This window comes from Streptomyces sp. NPDC014006 (assembly GCF_043088925.1).
In the GTDB taxonomy this organism is placed as follows: domain Bacteria; phylum Actinomycetota; class Actinomycetes; order Streptomycetales; family Streptomycetaceae; genus Streptomyces.
This window is the reverse complement of the sequence record NZ_JBICAJ010000004.1, coordinates 95570-121707: the sequence shown is the minus strand read 5'-3', so window position 1 is coordinate 121707 and position 26138 is coordinate 95570. Positions and strand designations below refer to the sequence as shown.

Below are 26138 nucleotides of genomic sequence, written 5' to 3'. Positions count from 1 at the left end.
GTGGCCGCGAACACGGTGGGATCAATGAGGTGCGAAGCAGCGCTCCGGCGGGCACACGCACACGAGTCGATCCAACCGCCCGGAGCCGCAGAAGGGATGACCAACGTGACACGACCCAGGATCCTGGTGGTGGGCGCGGGCTTCGCGGGAGTGGGGTGCGTACGGCGCCTGGAGCGCATGCTCTCCCCCGGCGAGGCCGATCTCACCCTGGTGACACCGTTCTCCTACCAGCTCTATCTGCCGCTGCTTCCCCAGGTCGCCTCCGGTGTGCTGACACCGCAGTCGATCGCGTTGTCGCTGCGCCGCAGCCGCAAGTACCGCACCCGGATCATCCCGGGCGGCGCGATCGGCGTGGACCTGAAGTCCAAGGTGTGCGTCATCCGCACGATCACCGACGAGATGGTCAACGAGCCGTACGACTACATCGTGCTGGCTCCCGGCAGCGTGACCCGCACGTTCGACATCCCGGGCCTGACGGACAACGCGTTCGGGATGAAGACGCTCGCCGAGGCCGCCTACATCCGCGACCACGTCATCTCCCAGCTCGATCTCGCCGACGCCAGCAACGACCCGGCCGAGCGGGCCGCGCGGCTGCAGTTCGTGGTGGTCGGCGGCGGCTACGCCGGTACCGAGACCGCGGCCTGCCTTCAGTTGCTGACCTGCAACGCGGTCAAGCGCTATCCGCGCCTGGACCCGAAGCTGATCCGCTGGCACCTCATCGACATCGCCCCGAAGCTGATGCCCGAGCTGGGCGACAAGCTCGGCCGCAGTGCGCAGGAGGTGCTGCGCAAGCGGGGCATCGAGGTCTCGCTCGGTGTCTCCATCGAGAAGGCCGGACCGACCGAGGTCACCTTCACCGACGGCCGGGTGGTGCCCACGCACACTCTGATCTGGACGGCCGGTGTGGTCGCGAGCCCGCTCATCGCCACGCTCGGCGCGGAGACCGTGCGCGGGCGCCTGGCGGTGAACCCGGAGATGAACCTCCCCGGCCAAGACGGGGTGTTCGCGCTCGGCGACTCCGCGGCCGTGCCCGACCTCGCCAAGGGCGGCGACGCGGTCTGCCCGCCGACCGCGCAGCACGCCATGCGGCAGGGCAGGGTCGTCGCCGACAACGTCATCGCCACGCTGCGCGGGCAGGCGATGCGGCCGTACGAGCACAAGGACCTCGGGCTGGTCGTCGACCTCGGCGGCAAGGACGCGGTGTCCAAGCCGCTCGGCATCGAACTGCGGGGCCTGCCCGCCCAGGCCGTGGCGCGCGGCTACCACTGGTCGGCGCTGCGCACCGGTGTCGCCAAGACCCGGGTGCTGACCAACTGGACGCTGAACGCGCTCGCCGGCGACGACTTCGTCCGCACCGGTTTCCAGGCGCGGCGCCCGGCCAAGCTGAAGGACTTCGAGTACACCGACACGTATCTGACGCCGGAACAGGTGCGCAAGCGGGTGGAAGGGGCCGAGGTGCCCGGCCAGTGAGGCGGTGCACGGTGTTCCCGCACGTCATGGCATGCTGAAGGCCGTAGACCACGACCTTCTGAGCGGAGTGACACGGCGGCGTGAGGGCAGCTGGACGATCGGGCCGGACACGACTGAGGGACGCTCTGGCGGCGTCCGACCCGGGGCTGCTGCGGCTGGTCGCGGGTCTGAGGACGGCGGGTGCGATCGCCCTGACGCTCGCCGTGCTCGGCCTGCTGGGCGCCCCGGTGAAGCATCTGGTCGCCGGGGCGATCGCCGCGATGGTGGCGACCTTCGCCATCCGGGAGAAGCAGCGCACGCAGCAGGCGGTGACGCTGGCGCTGGGGCTGCCCGTGGCGCTGGTGTCGCTGTCGCTGGGCTCTTGGCTGACCACGCTCAGAGTCGCCGGTGACGTCTTCTTCGTCGTCCTCATCTTCTGCGCGGTGTACGCACGGCGGTTCGGGGACCGGGGCACCGCGCTCGGCCTGATCGCCTTCCAGGTGTACTTCCTGTCGCTGTTCGTGGGCGCCACCTCGGCGACGCTGCCGCAACTGTGCGGGGTCGTCGCCATCGCGTTCGCCGCCAGTGCGCTGCTGCGGTTCGCGGTGGTGCCGACGGGGCCCACCTGGATCCTGGAACGGCTCCGGCAGGCGTTCCGGGCCCGGCTGGCGCAGCTGCTGGCCGCGCAGGTGGAGTTGCTGGACGCCGGGCCCGACGACATCGGCAAGGCGCTCGAGGAGGTGCGCGAGGGCACCGCGCGGCTGCACGAGACGGCGCTGATGATCCAGGGGCGCCTGGAGGAGGGCACCTCCGACGAGGCGGTGGCGCGGCTGGTGCAGCGGCGCATCGCGGACGCGGAGATCGCCGCCGAGCGGCTCGGGCTGCTGCTGCTCACCGCACGCAGCGCCGAGCGCGCCGACACCCTGACCCTGCATCTGCCGGGCGCGACGCTGCCCACCGGCGGTCATCTGCCGGTACGCGACGAGGCGACCGGGGCGCTGCGCCGTGATCTGCAGGCGCTGCGCATACTGGTGCTCCAGCCGGCCGCTGCGGCCCGCGGCACCGGGCTCGCGCAGGTGCGCAACCGGCTGCTCGGCTACCGCGAAGAGGACAACCTGCCGCCCGGCGCGAGTGCCGTCCAGGACGTCTTCCGCGGCATCGGCGAGACCGCGCGCGCCGTGATGGGCCTGCGGGTCGCCCTGGACGGGCCGCAGGACGAGTCGGACGACTCCCCCGCGACGACGCGTTCCCGCGAGGAGCTGGACGCCGAGGACGCCGCGATCGGCGGGGCTGAGGAGAGCGAGCGCGACGAGGAGGAGCAGCTCGCCGGGCTGAAGCGGCCCACCACGCGGGCGGCGGTTCAGGTGGCGGTGGGGTCGTCGCTGGCCATCGTCGGCGGGGAGTTCCTGTCGGCCCAGCGCTGGTACTGGGCGGTGCTCACCTGCTGGATCGTCTTCATCAACACCTCCTCCACCGGGGAGATCCTGGTGAAGGGCTACCGCCGGCTGCTGGGCACCGTGCTCGGCGTGGTGGCGGGCATCGCGCTCGCGGGGGTGGTCGGTCACCACACGTGGACGGCGTTCGCGCTGGTGCTGCTGTTGGTGTTCGCGATGTTCTACACCGCTCCCCTGTCGTACACGCTGATGTCGTTCTTCGTGACGGCCGCGCTGGGGCTGCTCTACACGCTGCTGCACACCTACAGCGCGTCGGTGCTGGTGCTGCGGGTGGAGGAGACGGCGCTGGGCGCGGCCTGCGGGGTGATCGCGGCGGCGCTGGTGCTGCCGGTGCACACCGGGCGGCGTACCGACGAACTGCTCGGGACGGTGCTGGAGCGGCTGGCCGATGTCACCGAGCGGGCCGTGGACCAGCTCAGCGGCGGGCCCGAGGTGGAGCTGCTCGACCTGGCTCGCGATCTGGACCAGGCGCTGGCGGACCTGAGCGCGGCGACGCAGCCGCTGACGCATCCGGTCACGCCGCTGCGCTCGCGGCGCGACACCGCGCGCTATGTGGTGGCGCTGCTGGAGACGTGCGCCTATCACGCGCGGTCGCTGGCGGCGATGGCGGAGCTGCTGCCGACGCATCCCTCGATCGCGGCCGACCCGCGGCTGCGCGGGGCCGGGCAGCGCATCCTGGACAACATCCGCACGATCGCCGCGCACGTCCTGGACGATCCGGTGGCCGGGCGGGTGGCGACGGGACCGAGTCTCGCCGCGCTGCTCCAGCCCGGCGACCCCGGCACGCCCCGCTACGGCCGCATCACCGACCGCGTGCTGCGGCATCTGCAGCGCCTGGACGAGGCGGTGGTGGGTCTGGCCCGCCCGCTCGGGGCACCCCGGGCCGAGCCGGAGCCGGCGAAGTAGGCGGTGCGGCGCTAGCCGGCGGAGCCGCCCGGCACCGGTGCGAGGCGCGGGGCGGGCCGGGCGGGGCCGTGGGTCAGAAGTCGCTGGGGAGGCCGCTGGCCTCGGCGATGCCGCGCAGTTCCTCGTCGGTGCGGCGGCGTTCGTGGAGGTAGCCGGCTATACGGCCGAGGCTCGTGGGGTCGGCGGCGGTGGCCGCGTCGGTGACCACGCGGACCGGGCCGGAGCCCTCGACCTCGATCTCGACGACCTGGTTGTCCATGCGTCCGGTCACGGCGGTCGCGATGACGAGGGCCGCCTCGTCGCGGATCATCTGGGGCAGGCCCTCGGCGCGGTCGCAATCCACCACCAGCTCCACACCTCCGAAGCGCTGCTCGTCGATGGCCCGCAGCACCGGCTCCACGACGCTGAGCAGCAGCTGGAAGTCCTCGCTGTCCAAGCGGAACCGCAGCAGGTCGAGGTAGACGTCCACGGGGCGCTCGTCCGGCGGGAGGTCTGAGTCGTCCATGTCCCCCGTGTTCCCCGGCCCGCGCCGCTCAGACGCGCCGCCAGCGTGCGAGAGCGAAGGAGAACACGCCGAACAGCACGAATCCGGCCGCGACCAGTGCCAGCAGCCACGGCCCGAGCGGGGTGCCGGCGAAGGAGCGCAGCGTGTCGTCGAGCCCCTTGGCGCGTGCGGGGTCGTAGGCGACGGCCGCGCGGACGGCGAACACGCCGGCGGCGGTGAAGACGAGGCCGCGCGCGACTCCGCCCGCCACCCCGGTGACGTCGGTGAGCCGCAGGGCCCAGCGCGGCATCAGCACCAGCCGCAGCTGGTCCCGGTAGGTGCGCCGGACGGCCGCGACGGCGATCCATACGCCGGCCACGACGATCCCGGCTCCGACGGTGCCGACGAGCCACTGCCCGGCGGGCAGGTCGAGCACCCGCGCGGTGACGTCCCGGGACTGCCGGTCGCTGGAGCCGCCGCCGCCCGATCCGGCCGCGAAGGACAGCACGGAGAAGGCGACGGAGCAGTAGAACACGCAGCGGACCATCGCGAGGAGCCGCTTCTTCGCGGTGCGGCCGTCCTTGCCGGCCGAGCCGAAGACGGCCTCGGACAGCCGCCACAGCGCCATCCCGGCCAGGCCGACGCCGAGCGCCCACAGCAGCACCGCGCCGAGCGGCTGCTGTGACAGCTCGGCGAGGGCGCCGCCGCGGTCGGCCTGGTGGCCTCCGTCGCCGGTGGAGATCTGCAGCGCCAGTGCGCCGACCAGCAGATAGATGACGCCCCGCGCGGCCAGTCCGGCGCGGGCCGCGCCCTCGGTGAGCGTCCCCCGGGCCATCCGTTCGGCCTCTGCGCGGCCGCCTTCCCCCATGGCATATGTGTTCATCGTCGCCTCCCCGACTCCGGATGCCCCGGCCTGCGGGGAACACACCGCGCGGTTCCGGTCCACTCCTGGTGGACGGCACCTGAGCACTGAAACGCCGTACGCCTCCCAGGTCCCGCGTGGTGCCCTGCGGGGCCTGGAAGGCGTACGGCGTCGTCGGGTGTGCGGCGGTGTCTCAGCCGGAGGTGGAGCCCGGGCGGCCCGCACGGCGGCCCATGGCCTCCTCGCGGACCCGGGCGCAGCTGCGGCTGATCAGCCGGGAGACGTGCATCTGGGAGATGCCGAGACAGTCGGCGATACGGCTCTGGGTCATGTCCTCGAAGAAGCGCATGTAGAGGATGGCGCGTTCACGTTCCGGCAGATGGCGCAGGCCCTCCTTGGCGGACTCGCGGTCGATGACGATGTCGTACGAGCCGTCCGGCGCGCCGAGGGTGTCCGCGAGGCTGTAGCCGTCGTCGTCGGCCGAGACCTCGGCGTCCAGGGACAGCGTGCTGAAGCTGTCCAGGGCCTCGAGACCGGCGTTGACCTCGTCCTCGGTCAGTCCGGTGTGGGCGGCGATGTCGGCGACGGAGGGTTCGGGGGATCCGGGGCTCTGGGTGAGGTTGCGGCGGGCGAGCCGTACCTTGTTGCGCAGCTCCTGCACCCGGCGGGGCACGCGCAGCGCCCACATCCGGTCGCGGAAGTGCCGCTTGACCTCGCCGGTGATGGTCGGCACGGCGTAGCTCTCGAAGGCACCGCGGCTCGGGTCGTAGCGGTCGATTGCCTTCACCAGGCCCAGCGCGGCCACCTGGCGCAGGTCCTCCAGCGACTCGCCGCGGTCGCGGAACCGCCCGGCGATGCGGTGGGCCATGGGCAGCCAGGCGGTGACGAGCTCGTCGCGCAGGGCGTCGCGCTCGGGGCCGTCCTCGAGCGCCGCGAGGCGGGCGAACGCCTCCCCGGTGTCGGGGGCGTCGTCGTGGGACCGCCCGGGGGACGTGGTGGGTCGGACATCCGTGCCAGGTCGGCTTGTCGACATGTCGCTCAGCATGATGCGGATTCGCTCCTGACAGGTGATCTCAGGGACTTACCGCGGGAGGGGTGGTGGTGCCGTCCGGTTCGCCGTCAGGCTCCGGGGCAGACATACCGCTCCCGCTGACGCGCCTCCGGTCCGAAGCACGAAAATGCGTGTGCCCCTCCTCTCCGGCAGCAAACACGGCCGTCGAGGTGAGCTGCGGAAAGTCATCGGTGGAACGTCATCGGAAGACGGGCACCTCGGCGGTGATCCGCTTGCCGCCCGCGGGCAGGTCGGTGACGTGCACGTCACGGGACAGCCGGCACACGATCGGCCAGCCACGGCCGCCGACCCTGCGCCGCCCGTCGGTGTCGAGCGGTCCCGTCGTCACCGGCAGCCGCCGGCTGCGGTCGCACACGGAAACCCGTACTCCCCCGGACACGAGATCCACGGCGTAGTCGGTGACACCGCCGCCGTGCAGGATGGCGTTGGACGTCAGTTCCGAGGCGACGAGCAGCGCGTCGGAGAGCGACTCCTCGTCGCAGTGTGCCCCGGTGGCCCGGCAGCGCCGGTCGACGGCGCTGCGCACCGCCGCGCGGACGTCGGCCGGGCAGCAGACGCCGCACTGGTCGCAGCCCCCCGTGTCCAGGGGGTCGATGGCGTACTCCGCGCTCATCCTCTCGCTCCCTCACAATGGTCCCTGGCGCGTTCGAAGAAGTGACCGGCGCGTTCGCCGGGTCGGGCGGGTCGGGGGCCCGACGGCTCGGTGCCGCGCGCGCCGACCGGGTCGAGCCGGTCGGGTCGGCAGGGGCCGCGGCACCGCCCGGGGGTCCCCGGTCTCCGCGGGGTGCGTGGGCCTCTGTAGTCCGGCTGACCTCTCCGGGCCGCGGCAAACCTGGCGTTTCGGGCATGCTCCGGTCATTGACGCGTGCGGCCGGGGTAGTCGGACGGCATGACCGATGTCGTGGACTCAGACGAGCTGTTGCGACGGATCCAGCGCGCCCGGACCTGCGCCGCCGAGGAGGCGCGCAACTGGCGGGCCCGCAGCGAAGAGGCGGAAGGGCGGGCGAACACGGAGAGCGGGCCCTCGGAGGCCGCGGTGCGGGCCGTCGCGTACGAGGCGGTGCTGCGGGTGCTGGACGAGATCCTCAGGCCGGGCGCGCACGCGAAACCGGGCTGATCACCCGCATGGGCCGGGTTGCCCGCGCCGGTGCGGGGAACCCGGCACCCATGTCAGTTGATCACACCCGAGCACCGGTCCTGGAGGCCCTGGTCGACTACCGTCGCCGGGGCCGCCTTTCGTTCACGCCCCCCGGCCACAAGCAGGCGCGCGGCGCCGACCCGGCCGTACGGGAGGTGCTGGGGGACGGGGTGTTCCTCGGTGACGTCCTGGCGGCCGGCGGCCTGGACGACCGGCTGACCCGTGGGCGGGTGCTCGAGCGGGCCGAGAAGCTGATGGCCGACGCGGTGCACGCCGAGCACACGTTCTTCACCACCTGCGGCAGTTCCCTGTCCGTGAAGGCGGCCATGCTGTCGGTGGCGGGACCCCACGAGAAGCTCCTCGTCGGACGGGACGCGCACAAGTCGGTGGTGTCGGGGCTGGTCCTGGCCGGGATCGAGCCCGTGTGGGTGGAACCCCGCTGGGACGCCGAACGGCACCTGGCGCACCCGCCGGCGCCCGAGGACTTCGCCCGGGCCTTCGCGGCCCATCCGGACGCCAAGGGCGCGCTGGTGACCTCGCCGACTCCGTACGGTGCCTGTGCCGATCTGCGCGGCATCGCGCAGGTGTGTCACGGCCGGGGCCTGCCGCTGATCGTCGACGAGGCGTGGGGCGCCCATCTCCCCTTCCACCCGGATCTGCCGTCCTGGGCGATGGACGCGGGCGCCGACATCTGCGTGACGAGCATCCACAAGATGGGCAGCGGTCTGGAGCAGGGATCGGTCTTCCATGTGCAGGGCGATCTCGTGCCGCCGCAGTTGCTGAAGAACCGTTCGGACCTGCTGGGCACCACCAGTCCGTCGGTGCTGATCTACGCGGGCCTGGACGGCTGGCGGCGGCAGATGGCGCTGGGGGGCCGGGAGCTCATGGCCGGTGCGCTGGAGCTGGCCGCCGAGGTGCGCGGTGCCATCGAGGAGATCGACGGGCTGCACGTCAACGACCGGGACGACTTCTGCGGCGCCGGTCTGGCCGACGACTTCGACCCGCTGCCGACGATCATCGACACCAGCGGCATCGGCGTCACCGGCTACCGGGCGGCGGACTGGCTGCGCGAGCACCGTGAGGTGGAGATGCATCTGGTCGACCACCGGCGGATCGGCGCGCAGATCACCCATGGGGACGATCGGGAGACGACCGGGGAGCTGCTGGCCGCTCTCAAGGAGCTGGCGCGGATCGCGCCGGACCTGCGGGACGCGCCCGGGGTGGACGTGCCGTCGCCCGCCGAGCTGCGGCTGGAGCAGGTGGCGCTGCCGCGCGACGCGTTCTTCGGGCCCGCGGAGGACGTGCCGGTGGCCGAGGCGACGGGGCGGATCGCGGCGGAAATGATCACGCCGTATCCGCCGGGCATCCCGGCGGTGCTGCCCGGTGAGCGGCTGACCGAGCCGGTGCTGCGCTATCTGCGCACGGGGCTGGGGGCGGGGATGTACCTGCCCGACCCCGGTGACCCGGAGCTGGAGACCGTCCGGGTGGTGAAGTGAAACGGGTCACGTGACCGGGTTCCGGCTGGGCATCTGCGCCCGAGATGATTTACGGTTCATCCATACGTGGTGACGGGGTCGACGTTCGCAGTCCCCCGTACTCCACCCTTTACGGCCCTGGCTGGTTTCCCCCGTCCAGCCAGGGCTTCTTCATGCCGCCTTTCTCCTGCCCTCGCATCGTGCGTCCACCGGTCGTCCCGTGGATTCACGCCGTCCCGTGGATTCACCCCGTCCGCCGAGGTGCCTGCCGGCCCGGCAGCGGCTGAAATGGGCGTAGGGAAAGCACCGGAACCATCGCCGGCGAGGAGCCCCGCCTCATGACCAAAGCGACGAAACTGCTGACTGCTCTGCCCCCGCCCCAGCGTCGGCACCTCATGGAACTCGCCCATGAGGTGTCCTTCCCGGAGGACATGCACGTCTTCGAGGCGGGCGGGCGGGCCGACCGCTTCTGGGTCATCCGCTCCGGCTCGGTCTCCCTGACCCAGCAGGTGACGTCGATCCAGCGGGTCACGGTCGCCTCGCTGGGCGCGGGCGACCTGCTCGGCTGGTCCTGGCTGTTCCCGCCGTACGAGTGGGACTTCGGCGCGGAGGCCTTCAGCCCGGTAAGGGCCTACGAGTTCCACGCGCAGCCGGTGCTGCGCCTGTGCGAGGAGGATCCGGCCCTCGGTCTGTCGCTCATGCGCATCGTGGCCGAGATCCTGGCCCACCGGCTGGAGACGACCCGCAACAAACTGATGGAGCAGTACGCGATGCGGCGCACGCGGTAGACGGGTACGACCGGTACGACGGCCGGGTCTCGCGCGCATCCTGCGCGCGGGCCCGGACCGCCCGGGTGGCCCGGCGGTGGCCGGCTCCGGGCCCCGGACCGTGCGTGCCGGTCCCGCCCCGGACTCTGCCCCGCCGTCCCGCGCCGGACTCTGCGCCGCCGTCCCGCGACGGTCTGGCCTGTGTCCGTCGGCGCGGCCCCCGGTATCAGGTCCGCGGTCCCCGGTGTCAGAACCGCGGCCCCGGTGTCAGATCCGGTACCGGCGCAGCGCCGGCATCGCCGTGGCCAGCAGGAGCATGACCGTGACGACCAGCAGGCCGCCGCCCGCCACCGCCGTGCGGGGGCCGAAGGCCGAGCCCGCCGTGCCGTGCAACACGTCGGCCAGACGCGGACCGCCCGCGACGACGACCGTGAACACGCCCTGCATCCGGCCGCGCATCTCGTCGGTGGCGGCGGAGAGCAGGATCGCCCCGCGGAAGACCATCGAGATCATGTCGGCGAGCCCCGCCACCGCCAGGAACAGCACGGCGAGCCACAGGTTGCCGCTCAGCCCGAAGCCGGTGATCGCCACGCCCCAGGCGACGACCGCGCCGATCACCATCCAGCCGTGCCGGCGCGCACGGGAGAAGGTGCCGGAGAACAGCCCGCCGAGCACCGCACCCACCGGGATCGCCGCGAACAGCAGGCCGAGGGCGAGCCCCTCGCCGTAGGAGGCGTAGGTCTGGGCCGCGAGCTGCGGGAACAGGGCGCGGGGCATGCCGAGGACCATCGCGACGATGTCGGCGAGGAAGGACAGCAGCAGCACCTTGTGCCCCGAGATGTAGCGGAAGCCCTCCGCTATCTGCCGCACGCCCGCACGCCGGGCCGCGGCCTGTCCGAGCGGCGGCAGCGCCGGCAGCCGGAACACCGCCCACAGCGTGACGCACAGCGCGAGGGCGTCGACGAGGTACAGCTCGGGCAGGCCGATGACGGGGATCAGCGCGCCCGCGAGCAGCGGCCCGGCGATCAGGCCGGTCTGCATGACGGTGGAGCCGAGCGCGTTGGCGGCGGGCAGTTCCTCGGCGGGGACGAGACGCGCGATGGAGGCGTTGCGGGCGGGCGAGTTGAGGCCGAAGAACGCCTGCTGGGCCGCGAGCAGCAGCATCAGTACGCCCACGGATCCGAGGCCGACGGCGGCCTGGACCCAGAACAGCACCGAGGTGACGGCGATGCCGGTGTTGGTGATCAGCAGCAGCCGGCGCCGGTCCACGGTGTCGGCGACCGCGCCGCCCCACAGCGCGAACACCACCATCGGCACCAGGCCGGCGAGGCTCGCGTAGCCGACCCATGCCGAGGAGCCGGTGATGTCGTAGATCTGCTTGGGCACGGCGACGGCGGTGAGCTGGCTGCCGACGGCCGTGACGATGGTCGAGGACCACAACCGCCGGTAGGCCGGGCGGCGCAGAGGACGGGTGTCCATCGCCCATCGGCGCCAGCCGGTGCGCACCCCGGGCGCCCGGGCCGCCGTGCGCGGCTCTTCCTTCTCTTCGGTGGTGCTGTCGCTGGTGTCCACGGGTTCCCTGGATGGTCGCCACATCTTTTGTTGCCGGGGTTCACTATCGCAGCACCAGCTGTGCGCCCGGCCGGGCGAGGTATTCAGCTGCCGACGATCAGGGACACCCCGAGCGTGAGCATCGTGACGGCGACGAGGGCGTCCAGGACGCGCCAGGCCGCCGGGCGGGCGAGGTGACGGCTGAGGAGGCGGGCGCCGAAGCCGAGGGCGGTGAACCAGCACAGGCTGGCGAGCGCGGCTCCGAGGCCGAAGGTCCAGCGCAGCGGGCCGCGGTCGGCGGCGATCGAACCGAGCAGGAAGACGGTGTCGAGGTAGACGTGCGGGTTGAGCCAGGTCATCGCCAGGCAGGTGAGCACCGCGCGGCGGCGTGAGCCCGCCGCCTCCCCCTCCGCCCGGAGCGCCCCGGGCCTCAGCACCCGCCGGGCGGCGAGGACGCCGTAGCACAGCAGGAACGCGCCGCCGATCCAGCCGACCGCCGTCAGCGCGCCCGGCCAGGCCACCACCACGGCGCCCACGCCGCCCACCCCGAGGGCGATCAGGAGGGCGTCCGACAGGGCGCAGATGCCGACGACGGCGAGGACCGCGTCCCGGCGCATCCCCTGGCGCAGGACGAAGGCGTTCTGGGCGCCGATGGCGACGATGAGCGACAGGCCGGTGCCGAAGCCCGCGGCGGCGGCGGTGAGAGAGCTGGACATGCCCTCGACGCTACGGAAGCGATCACTCCTGGTACAGCTAAAGATTCTTACGTATCGTTAGCGCACGTGATGACGCGATGACGGCGGAGCTTCCCCTCGACCAGGTGCGCACCCTGCTCGCGGTGGTCGACGAGGGCACGTTCGACGCGGCGGCGGCCGCCCTGCACGTGACGCCGTCCGCGGTCAGCCAGCGGGTCAAGGCCCTGGAACAGCGCACCGGGCGCGTCCTGCTGCTGCGCACCAAGCCGGTACGGCCCACCGAGTCGGGCGCGGTGCTCGTGCGGCTCGCCCGGCAGGTGGCCCGGCTGGAGCGGGACGCCCACGCGGAGCTGGGGCTCAGCGGGGCCGGGGAGCCGGTGCGGGTGCCGGTGGCGGTGAACGCGGACTCGCTGGCCACCTGGTTCCTGGGCGTGCTCACCCGGGTGCCCGAGGAGCTGCGGCTCTGCTTCGAGCTGCGCCGCGAGGACGAAGACCACACCGCGGCCCTGCTGCGCGAGGGCCTGGTGATGGCGGCGGTGACGTCCTCCTCCGACGCCGTGCCCGGATGCTCGGTGCGGTACCTGGGCCGGATGCGCTATCTGCCGGTGGCGGCGCCCGAGTTCGCCGCACGGCATCTGACGCGCGGTCCGCTGCACGACGTCCTCACCGAGGCGCCGGTGATCGTCTTCGACCGGCGCGACGACTTCCAGGACGGATTCGTACGGCAGCTGCGCGGCGGGCGTGGCCGTGCCAGCGCGCTGCGGCACCACGTGCCCACGTCGGAGGGGTTCGCCGAGTCCGTCGCCGCCGGGCTCGGCTGGGGCATGGTGCCCGAAGCGCAGGCCGAACCGCTGCTGCGCGCGGGCCGTCTGGTCGAGCTGGCGCCCGAGCGGGCGGTGGACGTCCCGCTGTACTGGCAGCAGTGGCGGCTGGACTCCCCCGCGCTGGCCACGGTCGCCGACACGGTGGCGCAGACGGCCGCAGAGGCGCTGCGCGACTGACCGGCGGTACCCCGGCGGGGTAGCCGTCCCAACAGGCAAGGAAGAACGGGGGGTTTCACCCGAGCGTCGACAGGTGACCCGAACGCGAGTGAATCATCCGTATGCCCACGCAACCAGTCGACGCAATCGAAGGTGACTTTGATGGACAACTGGCGAGAGCACGCCGCGTGCCGCCACGAGGACCCCGACCTCTTCTTCCCGATCGGCACCACCGGGCCGTCGCTGGTCCAGACCGAGCAGGCGAAGGCGGTGTGCCGGGGCTGCCCGGTCCAGGAGCCGTGCCTGCGATTCGCGCTGGACGCCGACCAGACGATAGGCGTGTGGGGTGGCACCAGCGAGACGGAGCGCCGCAGGCTGCGGCGCCGGGCGGGCAGCCGCAAGTCCGGCTAGACGGCCGAACGGGCGGCCGCCCCGGCTTGCCGCTCGGCAACCCCGGCGGGCGGCCGCCCGACTGCGGTCGGTCCCCCCGGCCGGGGGCGCCCGGCTCCGATCAGCGGCAGCGTCCTCAGCACCGGACCGGCGTCGCACACACCCCGGCCACGACCACCCCGGCTGTGGTCAGGAAGGCCGGCTGCGGCCGGTGCGGTCCAGCGGCCCCCAGTCGTTGTGCTGCTTGTCCACCTCGGCGCGGGCCTCGTCGATCACGGCGGGGTCGATCCAGCACATCGGGTGGACCTCGGCTACCAGGGGTTCGTTGTCCGGCCCCCGCCCCGTCTCGTGCCCCTGCAGCACCCAGGGCCGGATGCCGGGCCCCTTCTCATGGGGCAGATGGGCGTAGTCGTAGAGCCGACGCGCCACCCAGAGCTTGAGCGGGTGGCCCTCCCACCACCGCTCGACGTCGAGCGGGTTGGCGGACAGGCCCGGCATGGGGACGCCCGTGAGGTCGTCGGTGCTGGAGACCTTGCAGAGGTCGGTCTCCGGCCCCCTGGACCAGCGGACGTACAGCCGCCGGTTGCCGTCCACCAGGTCGGTGAGTTCGGCGAGCGAGCGCACGACCGGCAGGTCGTCCCCTTCACGCATGGCAGGACCTCCCTGTGAGCCGTTCAGGCCGACGGAGTACCCGTGGGGCAGGCGGGAAATCAGGGAGTTCCCGCGCCGCCGGGGCGGGCCGGTTTGCCGGGGGCGTAGAGCCAGGTGTGGAGCAGGCCGGACAGGTTCTTGCCGGTCAGGCGCTCGCAGAGGGCGATGAAGTCCGCGGTCGTGCCGTGGCCGGACCGGTGCTCGGCCGCCCAGGCGCGCAGCAGGTGCGGGAAGGCGCGGTCGCCGACGGCCCGGCGCAAGGCGTGCAGGGCCATGGCGCCGCGGGCGTAGACGGGGGTGCCGAAGATGCGGGCGCCGCTGCCGGGGTCGGCCGGCGGATACGCCCACAGCTCGTCGCTCGCCGGGCGGGCGTAGAGCTTGTCGAACGTCTGCTGAGCGCTCGGGCCGCCGTGCTGTTCGTCGTACAGCCAGGAGGCGTAGGTGGCGAAGCCCTCGTTGAGCCAGATGTCCTTCCAGGTGGTGAGCGAGACGGAGTCGCCGAACCACTGGTGGGCCGTCTCGTGCACCAGGGTGTCGATGTCGGGCGCGGAGTCGTACACGGGCCGGGTCTGTGTCTCCAGCGCGTAGCCGACGTCCGGCGCGCGGTCGACGATGGAGCCTGCGGCCCGGAAGGGGTACGCCCCGAAGATGCCGCTCTCCCAGGCGAGCACGGCCGGCAGCTGCCTGAGCACGGGTTCGGCTGCGCCGGCCTCCCGCGGGTCGACGGCGTCGTAGACGCGGATGCCGTTGCGGGTGGTGTACTGCCGCACCTTGAAGGTGCCGATGGTCGCGGTGGCCAGGTAGGCGGCCATGGGCTCGGCCTGGTGCCAGCGGAAGGTGGTGGTGCCGCGGGTCGTGCGCGTGCCGAGCAGGACACCGTTGGCGACGGCGGTGCGCCCCTCGGGCACGGTGAGGGTGAAGTCGTACGACGCCTTGTCCAAGGGGTGGTTGTCGGCCGGGAACCACGTCATGGCGCCCTGCGGTTCCCCCGCGACGAACGCCCCGTCGTCCGTGGCGATCCAGCCGTCGGGTGAGCCGTCGGGGTCGGTGACCGGCTTCGGGGTGCCGTCGTAGGTGACGGTGACCCGGAACCGCTGCCCGGCGCGCAGGGCGTGGCGCGGTGTGACGACGAGTTCCTGGCCGTCGCGCCGGTAGGCGGCCCGGGTGTGGTCGACGGTGACGCCGGTGACCTTCAGGCCGCTCAGGTCGAGGTCGAAGCGGGTGAGCGGCTGGGTGGCGCGGGCGGTGAGGACCGCACGGCCGTCGAGATGGCGGCTGCGGGTGTCATAACGCAGCGTCAGATCGTAGTGGCTCACGTGATAGCCGCCGTTGCCGGCGAGCGGGAAGTACGGGTCGCCCACCCCTGCGGCTCCCGTCGTGCCGGCCGCCGCGGGCGTGGCGGTGGCCAGCAGGGCGGCGAGCGCGACGGGGACGGTGGCGAGGACGGCGATGCGGCTCGGGGACGGAGTGCGTCCGGCGGGCTGCGGGGATCGGCTCGGGGAGGCGGTACGTCTGGCGGGCTGCCGCCGGGATCGGCTCACATGCGCTCCTTGTGGGTGCCGGGTGATCAACCGGCCCTCAGCGTAGGAGCCGCGCGGCGCCCGGTCGCCGCTCGTTCAGGCCACGTCGTACGGCGTCGCCCGGGCGGCCCGCATTACGCTCGCAGCGACCGCCCCCGCAGAAAGGCCCGACGATGAGCGTCCGCGTGCGTCGCGTGTACGACCCCCCGGAGCCGGACGACGGCGTCCGTGTCCTGGTCGACCGGCTCTGGCCGCGCGGCCTGGCCAAGGACGCCGCGCACATCGACGAGTGGCCCAAGGGGCTGACCCCGTCGACGGAGCTGCGGCGCTGGTACCACGCGGGCGAGGGCTCCTACGAGGAGTTCCGGCAGCGTTACGAGGCGGAGCTCGCGGAGCCGGAGGCGGCCGAACTCCTCGGCCACCTTCGGACGTTGGCCCGCCGCGGGCGGGTCACGCTGCTGACCGCCTCCAAGGCCCCCGGCGAGTCCCACGCGGCGGTGCTGCTCGGCCTGCTGAAGGGAAAGCGGTAGGGAATCGCCGCCAAGGGCTCGGGCGGCCCGGCCTGCGGCCGCCGGCCGCCCCTCACACGTTCCGGCCGCCTGTCCTCACCCGGTCCGGCCGCCTGCCGTCACGCGGTCTGCGCCGCCGCCGCCCGTCCCGCCGCGCGCCCCGAGAACAGGCAGCCGCCGAGGAACGTGCCCTCCAGGGCGTTGTAGCCGTGCACGCCCCCGCCGCCGAAGCCGGCGACCTCACCGGCCGCGTACAGCCCGTCGATCGGCGTGCCGTCCAGGCCCAGGGCGCGCGAGTCCAGGTCGGTCTGGATGCCGCCGAGGGTCTTGCGGGTCAGGATGTGCAGCTTGACGCCGATGAGAGGACCGGCCGCCGGGTCGAGAACGCGGTGCGGGCCGGCGACCCGGCCGAGGCGGTCGCCGATGTAGCGGCGGGCGTTGCGGATGCCCTGCACCTGGGCGTCCTTGCTGTAGGGGTTGGCGATCTGCAGGTCGCGGGCCTCGATCTGGCGGCGGATGCCGTGGGCATCGAGGAGCGGCTTGTCGGTGAGGGCGTTCATCTTCTCCACCAGCCCCTCCAGCGTGTCGGCGACGACGAAGTCCGCGCCGTGCCGCAGGAAGTCGGCGACCGGGCCGGGCGCGCCCTTGCCGAGCAGGCGGTCGCGCAGCACGGCGCCCTTGTCCTTGGCGGTGATGTCGGGGTTCTGCTCGGAGCCCGACAGTGCGAACTCCTTCTCGACGATCTTCCGGGTGAGGATGAACCAGGAGTGGTCGTACCCGGCGATGTCCTCGGTGGTGCGCAGGTGCTTCAGGGTGCTGAGGGTGTCGTAGCCGGGCAGGCAGGGGTCGGGCAGCCGGCGGCCGAGGGCGTCGAACCACAGGGAGGACGGGCCGGGCAGGATGCGGATGCCGTGGCCGGGCCAGATCGGGCTCCAGTTCTGCAGGCCCTCGGTGTAGTGCCACATGCGGTCGCGGTTGACCAGGCGGACGCCGGCCTCGGCGCTGATGTCGAGCATGCGGCCGTCGACGTAGGCGGGCACGCCGGTGACCATCTCGGCGGGCGGGGTGCCCAGCCGTTCGGGCCAGTAGCGGCGGACGATGTCGTGGTTGGCGCCGATGCCGCCGGTGGTGACGATCACGGCCTGGGCGGTGAGTTCGAAGTCGCCCGTCTCGTCGCGGTTGGAGGCGACGCCGCGGGGTGCGTCGTCGTCGGCGAGCAGCTTGCCGCGCACACCGCGGGCGGCGCCGGCTTCGATGACGAGTTCGTCGACGCGGTGGCGGTGGTGGAAGGTGAGCAGCCCGTCGCGCGCGGCCTGCCTGGCGTGGTCGGCGAACGGCTCGACGACGCCGGTGCCGGTGCCCCAGGCGATGTGGAAGCGGGGTACGGAGTTGCCGTGGCCGTCGGCGCGCAGGTCGCCGCGCTCGGCCCAGCCGACGGTGGGCAGCAGATCGATGCCGTGCCCGGTGAGCCAGGACCGCTTCTCCCCCGCCGTCCACTCGACGTAGGCGCGTGCCCAGCGCACGGCCCAGGAGTCCTCGTCGGCGAGCCGGTCGAATGCCGCGCTGCCCTGCCAGTCGCTCCAGGCGAGGTCGAAGGAGTCCTTGATGCCCAGGCGCCGCTGCTCCGGGGTGTCGACGAGGAACAGCCCGCCGAAGGACCAGAACGCCTGTCCGCCGAGGTTCGCGGCGTTCTCCTGGTCGACCAGGGCGACGCGCCTGCCCCTGCTGGTCAGTTCGTGCGCCGCGACCAGGCCGGCGAGTCCGGCTCCGACGACGATGACGTCCGCGTCCATGCGCGCTTCCCTTCACTGTCGGGGGGTCGCGCTGCCGTTGGTGAGCAGCGCGGTGAGGAGTTGCTTGAGCCAGGCGCGGGCGTGCTCGACGTCCTTGTCCAGCAGCAGTTGGGTGGTGACGCCGTCGTAGGCGGCGACCACGGCGTGTGCGGCGCCGTCGGCGTCGCCGAGGAGGGCGGGCAGGGGGCTGTGGGCAGTGGCGCGGGCCAGCCGGTCGGCGATGGCCCGCCGCAGCCGCGCGCGGTGCTCGAGCAGGGTGCGGGCGACCTGCGGATCGCGGGCGGCGTGCACCAGGAAGTCGGTCTTGACCAGCAGCCAGTCCACGTCGAGCAGCAGCACCTCGGTCACCCGGTCGACCGAGGCGGCGACGTCGAGGTCGGGGCCGTCCTGAGCGAGGGCGGCGGCGACCTGCTCGGCGATCAGGTCGGCGCGCTGCTCGTACAGCGCGAAGAACAGCTCGTCGAGGCTGGAGAAGTTGGAGTAGAAGGCGCCGCGGCTGTAGCCGGCGGCCTCACAGACCTCCTCGATCGAGACGCGGCCGAACCCCTTGGCGGCGAACACGGCGAACGCGGCATCCAGCAGGTTGGCTCGCGTGCGCACCCGCCGCCGGGTGACCCGCGGGGCCGTGCCGTCCGTCGCCATGGCCACCTCCGTTCGATACGCGAATGTATCGGATACATCGATGTATCGAAAGGGCGCGGTGGATCGACGCCGGTCGCATGGAACATATTTTCGATTCAGGGTTTACGCTGAAGCCATGGCCACGCACCTCCAGGGCTCCCTGTTCGACCAGACCGACGAGCTGCGCCTGGGCTCCCTCGACGGGATCCGCCGGACGGAGCTGGACGCCGGCGCGTGGATCGACGTGCTGCCGGGCTGGCTGACCGGGGCGGACGCACTGTTCGAACAGCTCGCGGCCGAGGTCCCCTGGCGCGCGGAGCGCCGCACGATGTACGACCAGGTCGTCGACGTCCCCCGGCTGCTCTCGTTCTACGGCGCGGACGACCCGCTGCCCCACCCGGTGCTCGCCGAGGCCCGCGACCTGCTGTCCGCCCACTACGCCGAGGAGCTGGGCGAGCCGTTCACCACCGCCGGGCTGTGCTTCTACCGCGACGGCCGCGACAGCGTCGCCTGGCACGGGGACCGGATCGGCCGGGGCTCGCGGGAGGACACCATGGTCGCCATCCTGTCCGTGGGCGCTCCCCGCGACCTGCTGCTGCGCCCGGTGCACGGCGGCGGCCCCGCGGTCCGCCGGCCACTGGGCCACGGCGACCTGATCGTGATGGGCGGCTCCTGCCAGCGGACCTGGGAGCACTGCGTCCCCAAGTCCACCCGGGCCACGGGACCGCGCATCAGCATCCAGTTCCGGCCGCACGGCGTGCGCTGAGGCGGGCCGCTCTCCCCACCGTCCCCATGATCTGCTTTGCTTCTGCCGACGGCCGGCGATCTCACGACGGGGGACCACACATGCGAGCGGACGTACACCAAGTCGCCGACGGCACCTACCTGGTGCACGGCTCCAACACCAACTGGGTGATCCTCACCGACGGGGGCGCCGTGACCCTGATCGACACGGGATACCCAGGGGACCGGCAGCTGGTGCTCGACTCACTGGCCCAGGTGGGCAGTTCACCGGAGGCGGTGGCGGCCGTGCTGATCACCCACGCGCACAACGACCACCTGGGCTCGGCCGAGTACCTGCGGGCCGCCCACGGCACGCCGGTCCACCTGCACGAGGCCGAAGTTCCCCACGCCCGCCGGGAGTTCCTCCAGCAGGTCACCGTCGGCGAGGTGCTGCGCAACGCCTGGCGGCCCGGTGTGCTGCCGTGGATGGTGCACGCGCTGCGCTCCGGCGGCACCGAGCAGCACCCGGTCACCGCTCCCACGGCCTTCCCCGGCACCGGACCGCTCGACCTGCCCGGCCGTCCCGTGCCCGTGCACACGCCGGGCCACACGGACGGGCACTGTGTCTTCCACCTGCCCGAGACCGGTGTCCTCATCTCCGGGGACGCGCTGGTCAGCGGCCATCCCACGTCACGGGCGAGGGGACCGCAGCTGCTGCCGGACATGTTCCACCACGAGCGGGAGCGCGCGGTGGCCTCCCTGGAGATCATCAGGGGTCTGGAAGCGGACGTCCTGCTGCCGGGCCACGGGCCGGTGCACCGGGGCGCGACGACGGCGGCCGCCCAGCAGGCGTGGGAGCGGGCTGCCTAGGCCTTTCCCCACGGCGCGCACATCCGCTTAGGCTCTGCCCATGGCTTTGCAGATCAGCGCCACCAACCCCGAGCACCCCGCGCTCCTGCTCGAACTGCCGTGGCAGCTGCCGCTGGAGGAGTGGCCCGAGGAATATCTCGTACCGCTCCCCCGCGGCATCTCCCGGCACGTCGTCCGTTACGCCCGCGCCGGCGACGAGGTCATCGCCGTCAAGGAGCTGGCCGAGCGGCCCGCGCTGCGCGAGTACGAGCTGCTGCGCGATCTGGACCGGCTCGCCATCCCCGCCGTGGACGCGCTCGGCGTGGTCACCGGGCGCACCGACGCCTCCGGCGCACCGCTGGAGCCGGTGCTGATCACGCGCCATCTGCGGGGCTCGCTGCCGTACCGGTCGATGTTCGAGACGACGATGCGGCCGGCGACCATGCACCGGCTGATGGACGCGCTCGCGGTGCTGCTGGTGCGGCTGCACCTGGCCGGGTTCGCGTGGGGCGACTGCTCGTTGTCCAACACGCTGTTCCGGCGGGACGCGGGCGCCTACGCCGCCTATCTGGTGGACGCCGAGACCGGCGAGCTGCACCAGCGGCTGAGCCCCGGCCAGCGCGACTACGACCTCGACCTGGCCCGGGTCAACATCAGCGGCGAGCTGCTGGACCTGGAGGCGTCCGGGGCGCTGCACCCGTCCGTGGACCCGGTCGAGTTCGGCACCGAGATCTGCGCCCGCTACCGGGGGCTGTGGCAGGAGCTGACCCGCACCTCGGTCTACCCGGCGGGCAAGTACCACTACATAGAGCGCCGGATCCGGCGGCTCAACGACCTCGGTTTCGACGTCGCCGAGATGCAGATCGAGCACAACTCCCACGGCGACTCGGTCACGTTCGTGCCCAAGGTCGTCGACGCGGGCCACCATCAGAGGCAGTTGCTGCGGCTCACCGGCCTGGACGCCGAGGAGAACCAGGCGCGGCGGCTGCTGAACGACCTGGAGAGCTGGATGGCCACCCAGGACGACTACGCCCCGGGCGACCCCCTCGCCGCCCGCCCCGAGGTGCTGGCGCACCGCTGGGTGCGGGACGTCTTCCGGCCCACCGTGCGGGCCGTACCGCTGGAACTGCGCGGCACGATGGACCCGGCGGAGATCTACCACGAGCTGCTGGAGCACCGCTGGTACCTGTCCGAGCGGGCCCAGCACGACATCGGTCTGGACACCGCCGTCAAGGACTACATCGACAACATCCTGCCCAAGGCGCGCGAGACGCTGGAGCCGACGGTCCCCCGGTGACGCCTCAGGTGTGCGGGACCACGGCCACCGGGCAGCCGGCGTGGTGCAGCACCCCGTGGGCGACGGAGCCGATGCGGGCGCCGACCGCCGTGCGGTGGGCGCGCCGCCCGACCACCAGCAGCTGCGCGTGGTCGGCCGCCACCGACAGCAGCACCTGGCCCGCGCTGCCGATCTCCACGTGCTCGACCACCGGCACGTGCGGGAAGCGCTCGCGCCACGGCTCGAGGGCGTCCGTGAGGGCCTGGCGCTCGAACGGCTCCAGACCGCCGGCGTCGTCCAGCAGCTTCAGCGAGCCGGGGCTGTAGGCGAACACCGGCGGCAGCGTCCACGCCCGTACCGCGCGCACGGTGGCGCCGCGGGCCGCGGCCGTCTCGAAGGCGAACCGCAGCACCTCGGCGCTGTCCTCCGGCTCCCCGTGCTGGCCGACGACGATGTCCCGGCCCGCCGCCTCGGCGCTGGCCTCGTCGCCGGCGCGCACCAGCACCACGGGCTTCGTCGCTTCGACGATGACCTGCTGGCCGACCGAACCGACCAGGAAGCCCACCAGCCGGCCGTGCCCCCGCGAGCCCAGCACCAGCAGCTCGGACCCGGCGGCCGCCTCCAGCAGCGTCCGCACCGCCGGGCCCTCCAGCACGTCGCTGGTCACCGCGAGCTCCGGGTGCCGCTCGGTGACCGCGCGGACCGCGCCCTCGAGCGCCTTCACCGCCCAGCCCTGCTGCGCCTCGAAGCCCGCCACCTCGGACGGCACGGCCGGCTGGAACTCCCAGGCGTGCACCACGCGCAGCGGCAGCGAGCGGCGTACGGCCTCCCGTGCCGCCCAGTCCAGCGCGGCACGGCTCTCGTCCGTCCCGTCGACCCCCGCCGTGATCGCGCCTGTCATCCGGCCGCCTCCTCATGTCGTATTTCGCTTGTGCCACCCACAGTCTTCACCCATACCCTGCCGACATGACCTTGGAGTGGGAGCAGGTGATCGTGGACGCGGCCGATGCCGCGGCCCTGGGCCGCTGGTGGGCCGAGGCCCTCGGCTGGACCGTCGTCAACGACGATCCCGACGAGTTCGAGATCCGTCCGGCGCCGGACCGCATGCCGGGGCTGCTCTTCGTGCCCGTCCCGGAGGCCAAGAGCGTCAAGAACCGTCTCCACCTCGACTTCCGCCCCGACGACCAGCGGGCGGAGGTGGAGCGCCTGCTCGCGCTGGGCGCGCGCCACGCCGACATCGGGCAGGGCGAGCAGCCGTGGGTGGTCCTCGTCGATCCGGAGGGCAACGAGTTCTGCGTGCTCGGTGAGCGCCGCGCCTGAGCCCGGCGCGCATACCCGAGCGGGCCGGGCGGATCGAACATACGATGGCCACGGACCGGCGCGTCACGAGGGCGGGCCGGGCCCGTGACCGACCTCGGGGTGGGAGTCGTATGGCACAGGCCGCCGACACAGCGCGGACCGTCATCCTGACCGTGGACGACGACCCGGGGGTCTCCCGCGCCGTCGCCCGCGATCTGCGGCGGCGCTACGGCGAGGCGTACCGGATCGTGCGGGCGGAGTCCGGCGAGTCGGCGCTGGACGCGCTGCGCGAGCTGAAGCTGCGCGGCGACCTGGTGGCGGTGATCCTGGCCGACTTCCGCATGCCGCAGATGAACGGCATCGAGTTCCTCGAACGCGCCATGGACGTCTACCCGGGCGCCCGGCGGGTGCTGCTGACCGCGTACGCGGACACCAACGCGGCGATCGACGCGATCAACGTCGTCGACCTCGACCACTACCTGCTCAAGCCGTGGGACCCGCCGGAGGAGAAGCTCTACCCGGTCCTTGACGACCTGCTCCGGGCGTGGAAGTCCAGCGACTTCAAGCCGGTGCCCAGCACCAAGGTGGTCGGGCACCGCTTCTCGGCGCGCTCCTCGGAGGTGCGCGAGTTCCTGGCCCGTAACCAGGTGCCCTACCGCTGGTACTCCTCCGACGAGCCCGAGGGGCAGCGGCTGCTCGCGGCGGCCGGCGCGGACGGGCGGCGGCTGCCGCTGGTGGTCACACCGGACGGAGAGCCGCTCATCGAGCCGGACCCGCCCGAGCTGGCCGCCCGCGTGGGCCTCGCCACGACGCCGACGGCCGACTTCTACGACCTCGTCGTGATCGGCGGCGGCCCGGCCGGGCTCGGCGCGGCCGTGTACGGGGCGTCGGAGGGGCTGCGCACGGTCCTCGTGGAGCGGTCGGCGACCGGGGGCCAGGCCGGGCAGAGCTCACGGATCGAGAACTACCTCGGCTTCCCGGACGGCGTCTCCGGCGCCCAGCTCACCGACCGGGCCCGGCGGCAGGCGGCCAAGTTCGGCGCGGAGATCCTCACCGCGCGGGAGGTCACCGGCCTGGAGGTGAGCGGCGCCGCGCGGATCGTGCGGTTCGCGGACGGCTCGGCGGTCGCCGCGCACAGCGTGATCCTCGCGACCGGCGTGCAGTACCGGCAGCTGCCGGCGCCCGGCGCCGACGACCTGACCGGCTGCGGCGTGTTCTACGGCTCGGCGCTCACCGAGGCCTCCTCCTGCCACGGCCAGGACGTGTACATCGTCGGCGGCGCCAACTCCGCGGGCCAGGCGGCGATGTACCTGGCGCGGGGCGCGAAGTCGGTGACACTGCTGTTGCGCGGTCCGTCGCTGTCGGCGTCGATGTCGCACTACCTGATCCAGCAGATCGAGGAGGCGCCCAACATCTCGGTGCGCCCCCGTACCGTCGTCGAGGCCGCGCACGGAAACGGCAGCCTGGAGCGGCTCACCCTGCGGGACGTCGACACCGGCGAGCGGGAAGAGGTCGACGCGGGCTGGCTGTTCGTGTTCATCGGGGCCGCCCCGCTGACCGACTGGCTGGACGGGACGGTGCTGCGCGACGAGCGCGGGTTCATCCTGGCCGGACCCGACCTCACCCCCGACGGGCGGCCGCCGGCGGGCTGGGAGCTGGACCGGCCGCCGTACCACCTGGAGACCAATGTGCCGGGCGTGTTCGTCGCGGGTGACGCGCGCGCGGAGTCCGCGAAGCGGGTCGCGTCCGCCGTCGGAGAGGGAGCCATGGCCGTGATGCTCGTCCACCGCTACCTGGAGCAGTCGTGAGCGGGCGGCCCGTGCCGTGCAGCCCGGCGGAGATCGGCTCGTTGTTCCTGTTCGAGAAGCTCTCCGACGAGCAGCTCGGGCGGCTGTGCAGTGAGGGCCGGGTGGAGCTGTTCGACCCGGGCCCGGTGTATGCCGAGGGTGACCCCGCCACCTGCTTCTTCGTGATGGTCGAGGGCACGGTGGTGCTCTCGCGGCGGGTCGGCGCCGAGGACGTGGAGGTGACGCGGACCTCACAGCCCGGGGTGTACGCGGGCGCCATGCAGGCCTACCTCGGGGACCGGGTGCGGCAGGTCTACAACAACTCCCTGCGCGTGACCGAGCCGACGCGGTTCTTCGTACTGCCCGCGGACACGTTCGCCAGCGTCATGCAGGAGTGGTTCCCGATGGCGGTCCACCTCCTGGAGGGCCTGTTCTTCGGGTCGAAGGCCACCCAGCGGACCATCGGGCAGCGCGAGCGGCTGCTGGCCCTCGGCTCGCTGTCCGCGGGGCTCACCCATGAGCTGAACAACCCGGCCGCCGCGGCCGTGCGAGCCACGGCGACGCTGCGCGAGCGGGTGGCGAAGATGCGGCACAAGCTCGCCGTGATCTCCTCGGGGCCCTATCCGCGGGAGGTCCTGGCGGGCCTGATCGAAATCCAGGAGCGCACCGCCGAACGGGTCGGCAAGGCGCCCGCGCTCAGCCCGCTGGAGGCCGCCGACCGGGAGGACGCGCTCAGCGACTGGCTCGACGACCACGACATCCCGGACGGCTGGCGCGTCGCGCCCACGTTCGTGCAGGCCGGGCTCGACGTCGACTGGCTGGAGCAGGTCGCGGCGGCCGTCGAGCCCGACGTCCTGCCCGGCGCGATCGGCTGGCTGAACTACACGGTCGAGACCGAGCTGCTGATGGACGAGATCGAGGACTCGACCACCCGTATCTCGCACCTGGTCGACGCGGCCAAGCAGTACTCGCAGCTCGACCGCGCGCCCTACCAGGTCGCCGACGTGCACGAACTGCTGGACAGCACGCTGCTGATGCTGTCCGGCAAGATCGGCGACGGGATCAAGGTCGTCAAGGACTACGACCGCACGCTGCCGAGGATCCCCGCCTATCCGGCGGAGCTGAACCAGGTGTGGACGAACCTGATCGACAACGCCGTCGCCGCGATCCACGACACCGGCGCCGAGGGCACGCTGACCGTGCGGACGGCGAGGGAGAACGACCGGCTGCTGGTGGAGTTCCGCGACACCGGTTTGGGCGTGCCGCCCGAGATCCGGGACCGCATCTTCGACCCCTTCTTCACCACCAAGCCGGTCGGCGAGGGCACAGGGCTCGGCCTCGACATCTCCTGGCGCATCGTGGTCAACAAGCACCATGGCGGCATCGAGGTCGACTCCGAGCCCGGCGACACCCGGTTCCGGGTGCTGCTGCCGCTCACCGCGGCGGAACCCGACACCCCACCCGAGGAGACGGCATGACCCAGGGCGACGGCATCGACCAGAGCGCGGTGCCGAGCGGCACCGGCTGCGTGGAGTGCGAGGCGGCCGGCGGCTGGTGGTTCCATCTGCGCCGGTGCGCGCAGTGCGGGCACATCGGCTGCTGCGACTCCTCCCCCGCCCAGCACGCCACCGCGCACTTCCGCGCGACGGGGCATCCGGTGGTGCAGAGCTACGAGCCGGGCGAGGCGTGGTTCTGGAACTACGCCACCGACGAGCTGTACGACAGCGGCCCCGCCCTCGCGCCCCCGCACAGCCACCCCGAGGACCAGCCCGCTCCGGGGCCGGCGGGCCGGGTGCCGGCGGACTGGGCGCGGACGCTGCGCTGAGAGCCGGTCCGGTGGGGCGCGGACGCCGTGCCGAACGCCGGTCCGGTGGGGCGCGGACGCCG

Annotated in this window: 26 protein-coding genes; 15 read left to right on the top strand and 11 right to left on the bottom strand. The window is 72.9% G+C overall.

Going from position 1 to position 26138, the window contains the following annotated elements; genetic code table 11:
• Positions 1-96 precede the first annotated feature (96 nt).
• Together ACF1GV_RS15780 and ACF1GV_RS15775 are read left to right on the top strand one after the other, a co-directional pair.
• On the top strand, positions 97-1470 hold the full coding sequence (locus ACF1GV_RS15780; RefSeq protein ID WP_391680595.1) for an NAD(P)/FAD-dependent oxidoreductase: 1374 nt from the start codon (positions 97-99) through the stop codon (positions 1468-1470).
• An 80-nt stretch (positions 1471-1550) separates the two neighbouring features.
• Positions 1551-3809, top strand: coding sequence for an FUSC family protein (locus ACF1GV_RS15775; protein WP_391680594.1), 2259 nt, complete (start codon positions 1551-1553; stop codon positions 3807-3809).
• Positions 3810-3882: 73 nt separating this feature from the next.
• On the opposite strand, the gene ACF1GV_RS15770 is transcribed toward ACF1GV_RS15775, so the two are convergent.
• The 4 genes from ACF1GV_RS15770 to ACF1GV_RS15755 form a co-directional block, all read right to left on the bottom strand.
• Positions 3883-4314, bottom strand: coding sequence for a hypothetical protein (locus tag ACF1GV_RS15770; RefSeq protein ID WP_391680592.1), 432 nt, complete (start codon positions 4312-4314; stop codon positions 3883-3885).
• A gap of 28 nt (positions 4315-4342) precedes the next feature.
• Positions 4343-5176: a DUF1206 domain-containing protein gene (locus ACF1GV_RS15765; RefSeq protein ID WP_391680591.1), complete on the bottom strand. Its 834-nt coding sequence runs from the start codon at positions 5174-5176 to the stop codon at positions 4343-4345.
• A gap of 172 nt (positions 5177-5348) precedes the next feature.
• Positions 5349-6200: a SigB/SigF/SigG family RNA polymerase sigma factor gene (locus ACF1GV_RS15760; RefSeq protein WP_363266744.1), complete on the bottom strand. Its 852-nt coding sequence runs from the start codon at positions 6198-6200 to the stop codon at positions 5349-5351.
• A gap of 205 nt (positions 6201-6405) precedes the next feature.
• Positions 6406-6840 carry an ATP-binding protein gene (locus tag ACF1GV_RS15755; protein ID WP_391680589.1) on the bottom strand — a complete coding sequence of 145 codons (435 nt, stop codon included), beginning with the start codon at positions 6838-6840 and terminating at the stop codon, positions 6406-6408.
• A 276-nt stretch (positions 6841-7116) separates the two neighbouring features.
• Between ACF1GV_RS15755 and ACF1GV_RS15750 the strand changes: the two genes are divergently transcribed.
• From ACF1GV_RS15750 to ACF1GV_RS15740, 3 genes are all read left to right on the top strand, one after another.
• Entirely contained in the window at positions 7117-7344 is a 228-nt protein-coding gene (locus tag ACF1GV_RS15750; RefSeq protein ID WP_391680587.1) for a hypothetical protein, read from the top strand.
• 50 nt (positions 7345-7394) lie between these two features.
• Positions 7395-8861, top strand: coding sequence for an aminotransferase class I/II-fold pyridoxal phosphate-dependent enzyme (locus ACF1GV_RS15745; RefSeq protein WP_391680585.1), 1467 nt, complete (start codon positions 7395-7397; stop codon positions 8859-8861).
• Positions 8862-9178: 317 nt separating this feature from the next.
• Positions 9179-9628 (top strand): cyclic nucleotide-binding domain-containing protein, encoded by a 450-nt coding sequence (locus ACF1GV_RS15740; RefSeq protein WP_391680584.1) that lies wholly within the window; start codon positions 9179-9181, stop codon positions 9626-9628.
• 246 nt (positions 9629-9874) lie between these two features.
• On the opposite strand, the gene ACF1GV_RS15735 is transcribed toward ACF1GV_RS15740, so the two are convergent.
• Both ACF1GV_RS15735 and ACF1GV_RS15730 read right to left on the bottom strand, forming a co-directional pair.
• Positions 9875-11179, bottom strand: coding sequence for an MFS transporter (locus ACF1GV_RS15735; RefSeq protein WP_391680582.1), 1305 nt, complete (start codon positions 11177-11179; stop codon positions 9875-9877).
• An 83-nt stretch (positions 11180-11262) separates the two neighbouring features.
• Positions 11263-11874, bottom strand: coding sequence for a LysE/ArgO family amino acid transporter (locus tag ACF1GV_RS15730; protein WP_391680580.1), 612 nt, complete (start codon positions 11872-11874; stop codon positions 11263-11265).
• Between the two features lie 77 nt (positions 11875-11951).
• On the opposite strand from ACF1GV_RS15730, the gene ACF1GV_RS15725 reads away from it, so the two are divergent.
• On the top strand, positions 11952-12854 hold the full coding sequence (locus tag ACF1GV_RS15725) for a LysR family transcriptional regulator ArgP (RefSeq protein ID WP_391680578.1): 903 nt from the start codon (positions 11952-11954) through the stop codon (positions 12852-12854).
• Between the two features lie 141 nt (positions 12855-12995).
• A complete protein-coding gene (locus tag ACF1GV_RS15720) occupies positions 12996-13244 on the top strand; it encodes a WhiB family transcriptional regulator (protein ID WP_363266736.1) in 249 nt (82 codons plus the stop codon).
• A gap of 168 nt (positions 13245-13412) precedes the next feature.
• Here the strand turns inward: ACF1GV_RS15720 and ACF1GV_RS15715 are convergent, their stop codons facing one another.
• Both ACF1GV_RS15715 and ACF1GV_RS15710 read right to left on the bottom strand, forming a co-directional pair.
• A complete protein-coding gene (locus tag ACF1GV_RS15715) occupies positions 13413-13874 on the bottom strand; it encodes a DUF6098 family protein (RefSeq protein ID WP_391680576.1) in 462 nt (153 codons plus the stop codon).
• 59 nt (positions 13875-13933) lie between these two features.
• Positions 13934-15325 carry a M1 family metallopeptidase gene (locus ACF1GV_RS15710; RefSeq protein ID WP_391681592.1) on the bottom strand — a complete coding sequence of 464 codons (1392 nt, stop codon included), beginning with the start codon at positions 15323-15325 and terminating at the stop codon, positions 13934-13936.
• A gap of 242 nt (positions 15326-15567) precedes the next feature.
• Between ACF1GV_RS15710 and ACF1GV_RS15705 the strand changes: the two genes are divergently transcribed.
• A complete protein-coding gene (locus tag ACF1GV_RS15705; protein ID WP_391680574.1) occupies positions 15568-15924 on the top strand; it encodes a DUF488 domain-containing protein in 357 nt (118 codons plus the stop codon).
• Between the two features lie 98 nt (positions 15925-16022).
• Here ACF1GV_RS15705 and ACF1GV_RS15700 read toward each other — a convergent pair whose 3' ends face one another.
• Together ACF1GV_RS15700 and ACF1GV_RS15695 are read right to left on the bottom strand one after the other, a co-directional pair.
• Positions 16023-17696 (bottom strand): FAD-binding dehydrogenase, encoded by a 1674-nt coding sequence (locus tag ACF1GV_RS15700; RefSeq protein ID WP_391680573.1) that lies wholly within the window; start codon positions 17694-17696, stop codon positions 16023-16025.
• 12 nt (positions 17697-17708) lie between these two features.
• A complete protein-coding gene (locus ACF1GV_RS15695; RefSeq protein ID WP_391680571.1) occupies positions 17709-18338 on the bottom strand; it encodes a TetR/AcrR family transcriptional regulator in 630 nt (209 codons plus the stop codon).
• A gap of 115 nt (positions 18339-18453) precedes the next feature.
• On the opposite strand from ACF1GV_RS15695, the gene ACF1GV_RS15690 reads away from it, so the two are divergent.
• The 3 genes from ACF1GV_RS15690 (at position 18454) to ACF1GV_RS15680 (ending at position 21186) form a co-directional block, all read left to right on the top strand.
• Positions 18454-19083, top strand: coding sequence for an alpha-ketoglutarate-dependent dioxygenase AlkB family protein (locus ACF1GV_RS15690; protein WP_391680570.1), 630 nt, complete (start codon positions 18454-18456; stop codon positions 19081-19083).
• A gap of 80 nt (positions 19084-19163) precedes the next feature.
• Positions 19164-19910 (top strand): MBL fold metallo-hydrolase, encoded by a 747-nt coding sequence (locus tag ACF1GV_RS15685; protein WP_391680568.1) that lies wholly within the window; start codon positions 19164-19166, stop codon positions 19908-19910.
• A gap of 40 nt (positions 19911-19950) precedes the next feature.
• A complete protein-coding gene (locus tag ACF1GV_RS15680; protein ID WP_363266729.1) occupies positions 19951-21186 on the top strand; it encodes a DUF4032 domain-containing protein in 1236 nt (411 codons plus the stop codon).
• A gap of 4 nt (positions 21187-21190) precedes the next feature.
• Here the strand turns inward: ACF1GV_RS15680 and ACF1GV_RS15675 are convergent, their stop codons facing one another.
• Complete coding sequence (locus tag ACF1GV_RS15675; protein WP_391680566.1) at positions 21191-22066, bottom strand: universal stress protein; 876 nt, start codon at positions 22064-22066, stop codon at positions 21191-21193.
• Positions 22067-22131: 65 nt separating this feature from the next.
• Here ACF1GV_RS15675 and ACF1GV_RS15670 point away from each other — a divergent pair, with 65 nt between their 5' ends.
• From ACF1GV_RS15670 to ACF1GV_RS15655, 4 genes are all read left to right on the top strand, one after another.
• Entirely contained in the window at positions 22132-22485 is a 354-nt protein-coding gene (locus ACF1GV_RS15670) for a VOC family protein (protein WP_363266727.1), read from the top strand.
• Positions 22486-22595: 110 nt separating this feature from the next.
• Positions 22596-24272 (top strand): FAD-dependent oxidoreductase, encoded by a 1677-nt coding sequence (locus ACF1GV_RS15665; RefSeq protein WP_391680564.1) that lies wholly within the window; start codon positions 22596-22598, stop codon positions 24270-24272.
• Positions 24269-25729, top strand: coding sequence for an ATP-binding protein (locus ACF1GV_RS15660; protein ID WP_391680562.1), 1461 nt, complete (start codon positions 24269-24271; stop codon positions 25727-25729). Before ACF1GV_RS15665 ends, ACF1GV_RS15660 begins: the two co-directional genes overlap by 4 nt.
• Entirely contained in the window at positions 25726-26076 is a 351-nt protein-coding gene (locus ACF1GV_RS15655) for a UBP-type zinc finger domain-containing protein (protein WP_363266724.1), read from the top strand. The genes ACF1GV_RS15660 and ACF1GV_RS15655 overlap by 4 nt, the downstream gene beginning before the upstream one ends.
• The last annotated feature ends 62 nt before the right edge of the window (positions 26077-26138 follow it).

Coding starts and splice junctions, on each gene's coding strand:
- ACF1GV_RS15700 (WP_391680573.1), bottom strand. CDS start 17,696: ATGGACGCGGACGTCATCGTCGTCGGAGCCGGACTCGCCGGCCTGGTC.
- ACF1GV_RS15695 (WP_391680571.1), bottom strand. CDS start 18,338: ATGGCGACGGACGGCACGGCCCCGCGGGTCACCCGGCGGCGGGTGCGC.
- ACF1GV_RS15725 (WP_391680578.1), top strand. CDS start 11,952: ATGACGGCGGAGCTTCCCCTCGACCAGGTGCGCACCCTGCTCGCGGTG.
- ACF1GV_RS15745 (WP_391680585.1), top strand. CDS start 7,395: ATGTCAGTTGATCACACCCGAGCACCGGTCCTGGAGGCCCTGGTCGAC.
- ACF1GV_RS15675 (WP_391680566.1), bottom strand. CDS start 22,066: ATGACAGGCGCGATCACGGCGGGGGTCGACGGGACGGACGAGAGCCGT.
- ACF1GV_RS15655 (WP_363266724.1), top strand. CDS start 25,726: ATGACCCAGGGCGACGGCATCGACCAGAGCGCGGTGCCGAGCGGCACC.
- ACF1GV_RS15690 (WP_391680570.1), top strand. CDS start 18,454: ATGGCCACGCACCTCCAGGGCTCCCTGTTCGACCAGACCGACGAGCTG.
- ACF1GV_RS15780 (WP_391680595.1), top strand. CDS start 97: ATGACCAACGTGACACGACCCAGGATCCTGGTGGTGGGCGCGGGCTTC.
- ACF1GV_RS15765 (WP_391680591.1), bottom strand. CDS start 5,176: ATGAACACATATGCCATGGGGGAAGGCGGCCGCGCAGAGGCCGAACGG.
- ACF1GV_RS15670 (WP_363266727.1), top strand. CDS start 22,132: ATGACCTTGGAGTGGGAGCAGGTGATCGTGGACGCGGCCGATGCCGCG.
- ACF1GV_RS15770 (WP_391680592.1), bottom strand. CDS start 4,314: ATGGACGACTCAGACCTCCCGCCGGACGAGCGCCCCGTGGACGTCTAC.
- ACF1GV_RS15715 (WP_391680576.1), bottom strand. CDS start 13,874: ATGCGTGAAGGGGACGACCTGCCGGTCGTGCGCTCGCTCGCCGAACTC.
- ACF1GV_RS15685 (WP_391680568.1), top strand. CDS start 19,164: ATGCGAGCGGACGTACACCAAGTCGCCGACGGCACCTACCTGGTGCAC.
- ACF1GV_RS15730 (WP_391680580.1), bottom strand. CDS start 11,874: ATGTCCAGCTCTCTCACCGCCGCCGCCGCGGGCTTCGGCACCGGCCTG.
- ACF1GV_RS15680 (WP_363266729.1), top strand. CDS start 19,951: ATGGCTTTGCAGATCAGCGCCACCAACCCCGAGCACCCCGCGCTCCTG.
- ACF1GV_RS15755 (WP_391680589.1), bottom strand. CDS start 6,840: ATGAGCGCGGAGTACGCCATCGACCCCCTGGACACGGGGGGCTGCGAC.
- ACF1GV_RS15705 (WP_391680574.1), top strand. CDS start 15,568: ATGAGCGTCCGCGTGCGTCGCGTGTACGACCCCCCGGAGCCGGACGAC.
- ACF1GV_RS15750 (WP_391680587.1), top strand. CDS start 7,117: ATGACCGATGTCGTGGACTCAGACGAGCTGTTGCGACGGATCCAGCGC.
- ACF1GV_RS15740 (WP_391680584.1), top strand. CDS start 9,179: ATGACCAAAGCGACGAAACTGCTGACTGCTCTGCCCCCGCCCCAGCGT.
- ACF1GV_RS15760 (WP_363266744.1), bottom strand. CDS start 6,200: ATGCTGAGCGACATGTCGACAAGCCGACCTGGCACGGATGTCCGACCC.
- ACF1GV_RS15720 (WP_363266736.1), top strand. CDS start 12,996: ATGGACAACTGGCGAGAGCACGCCGCGTGCCGCCACGAGGACCCCGAC.
- ACF1GV_RS15665 (WP_391680564.1), top strand. CDS start 22,596: ATGGCACAGGCCGCCGACACAGCGCGGACCGTCATCCTGACCGTGGAC.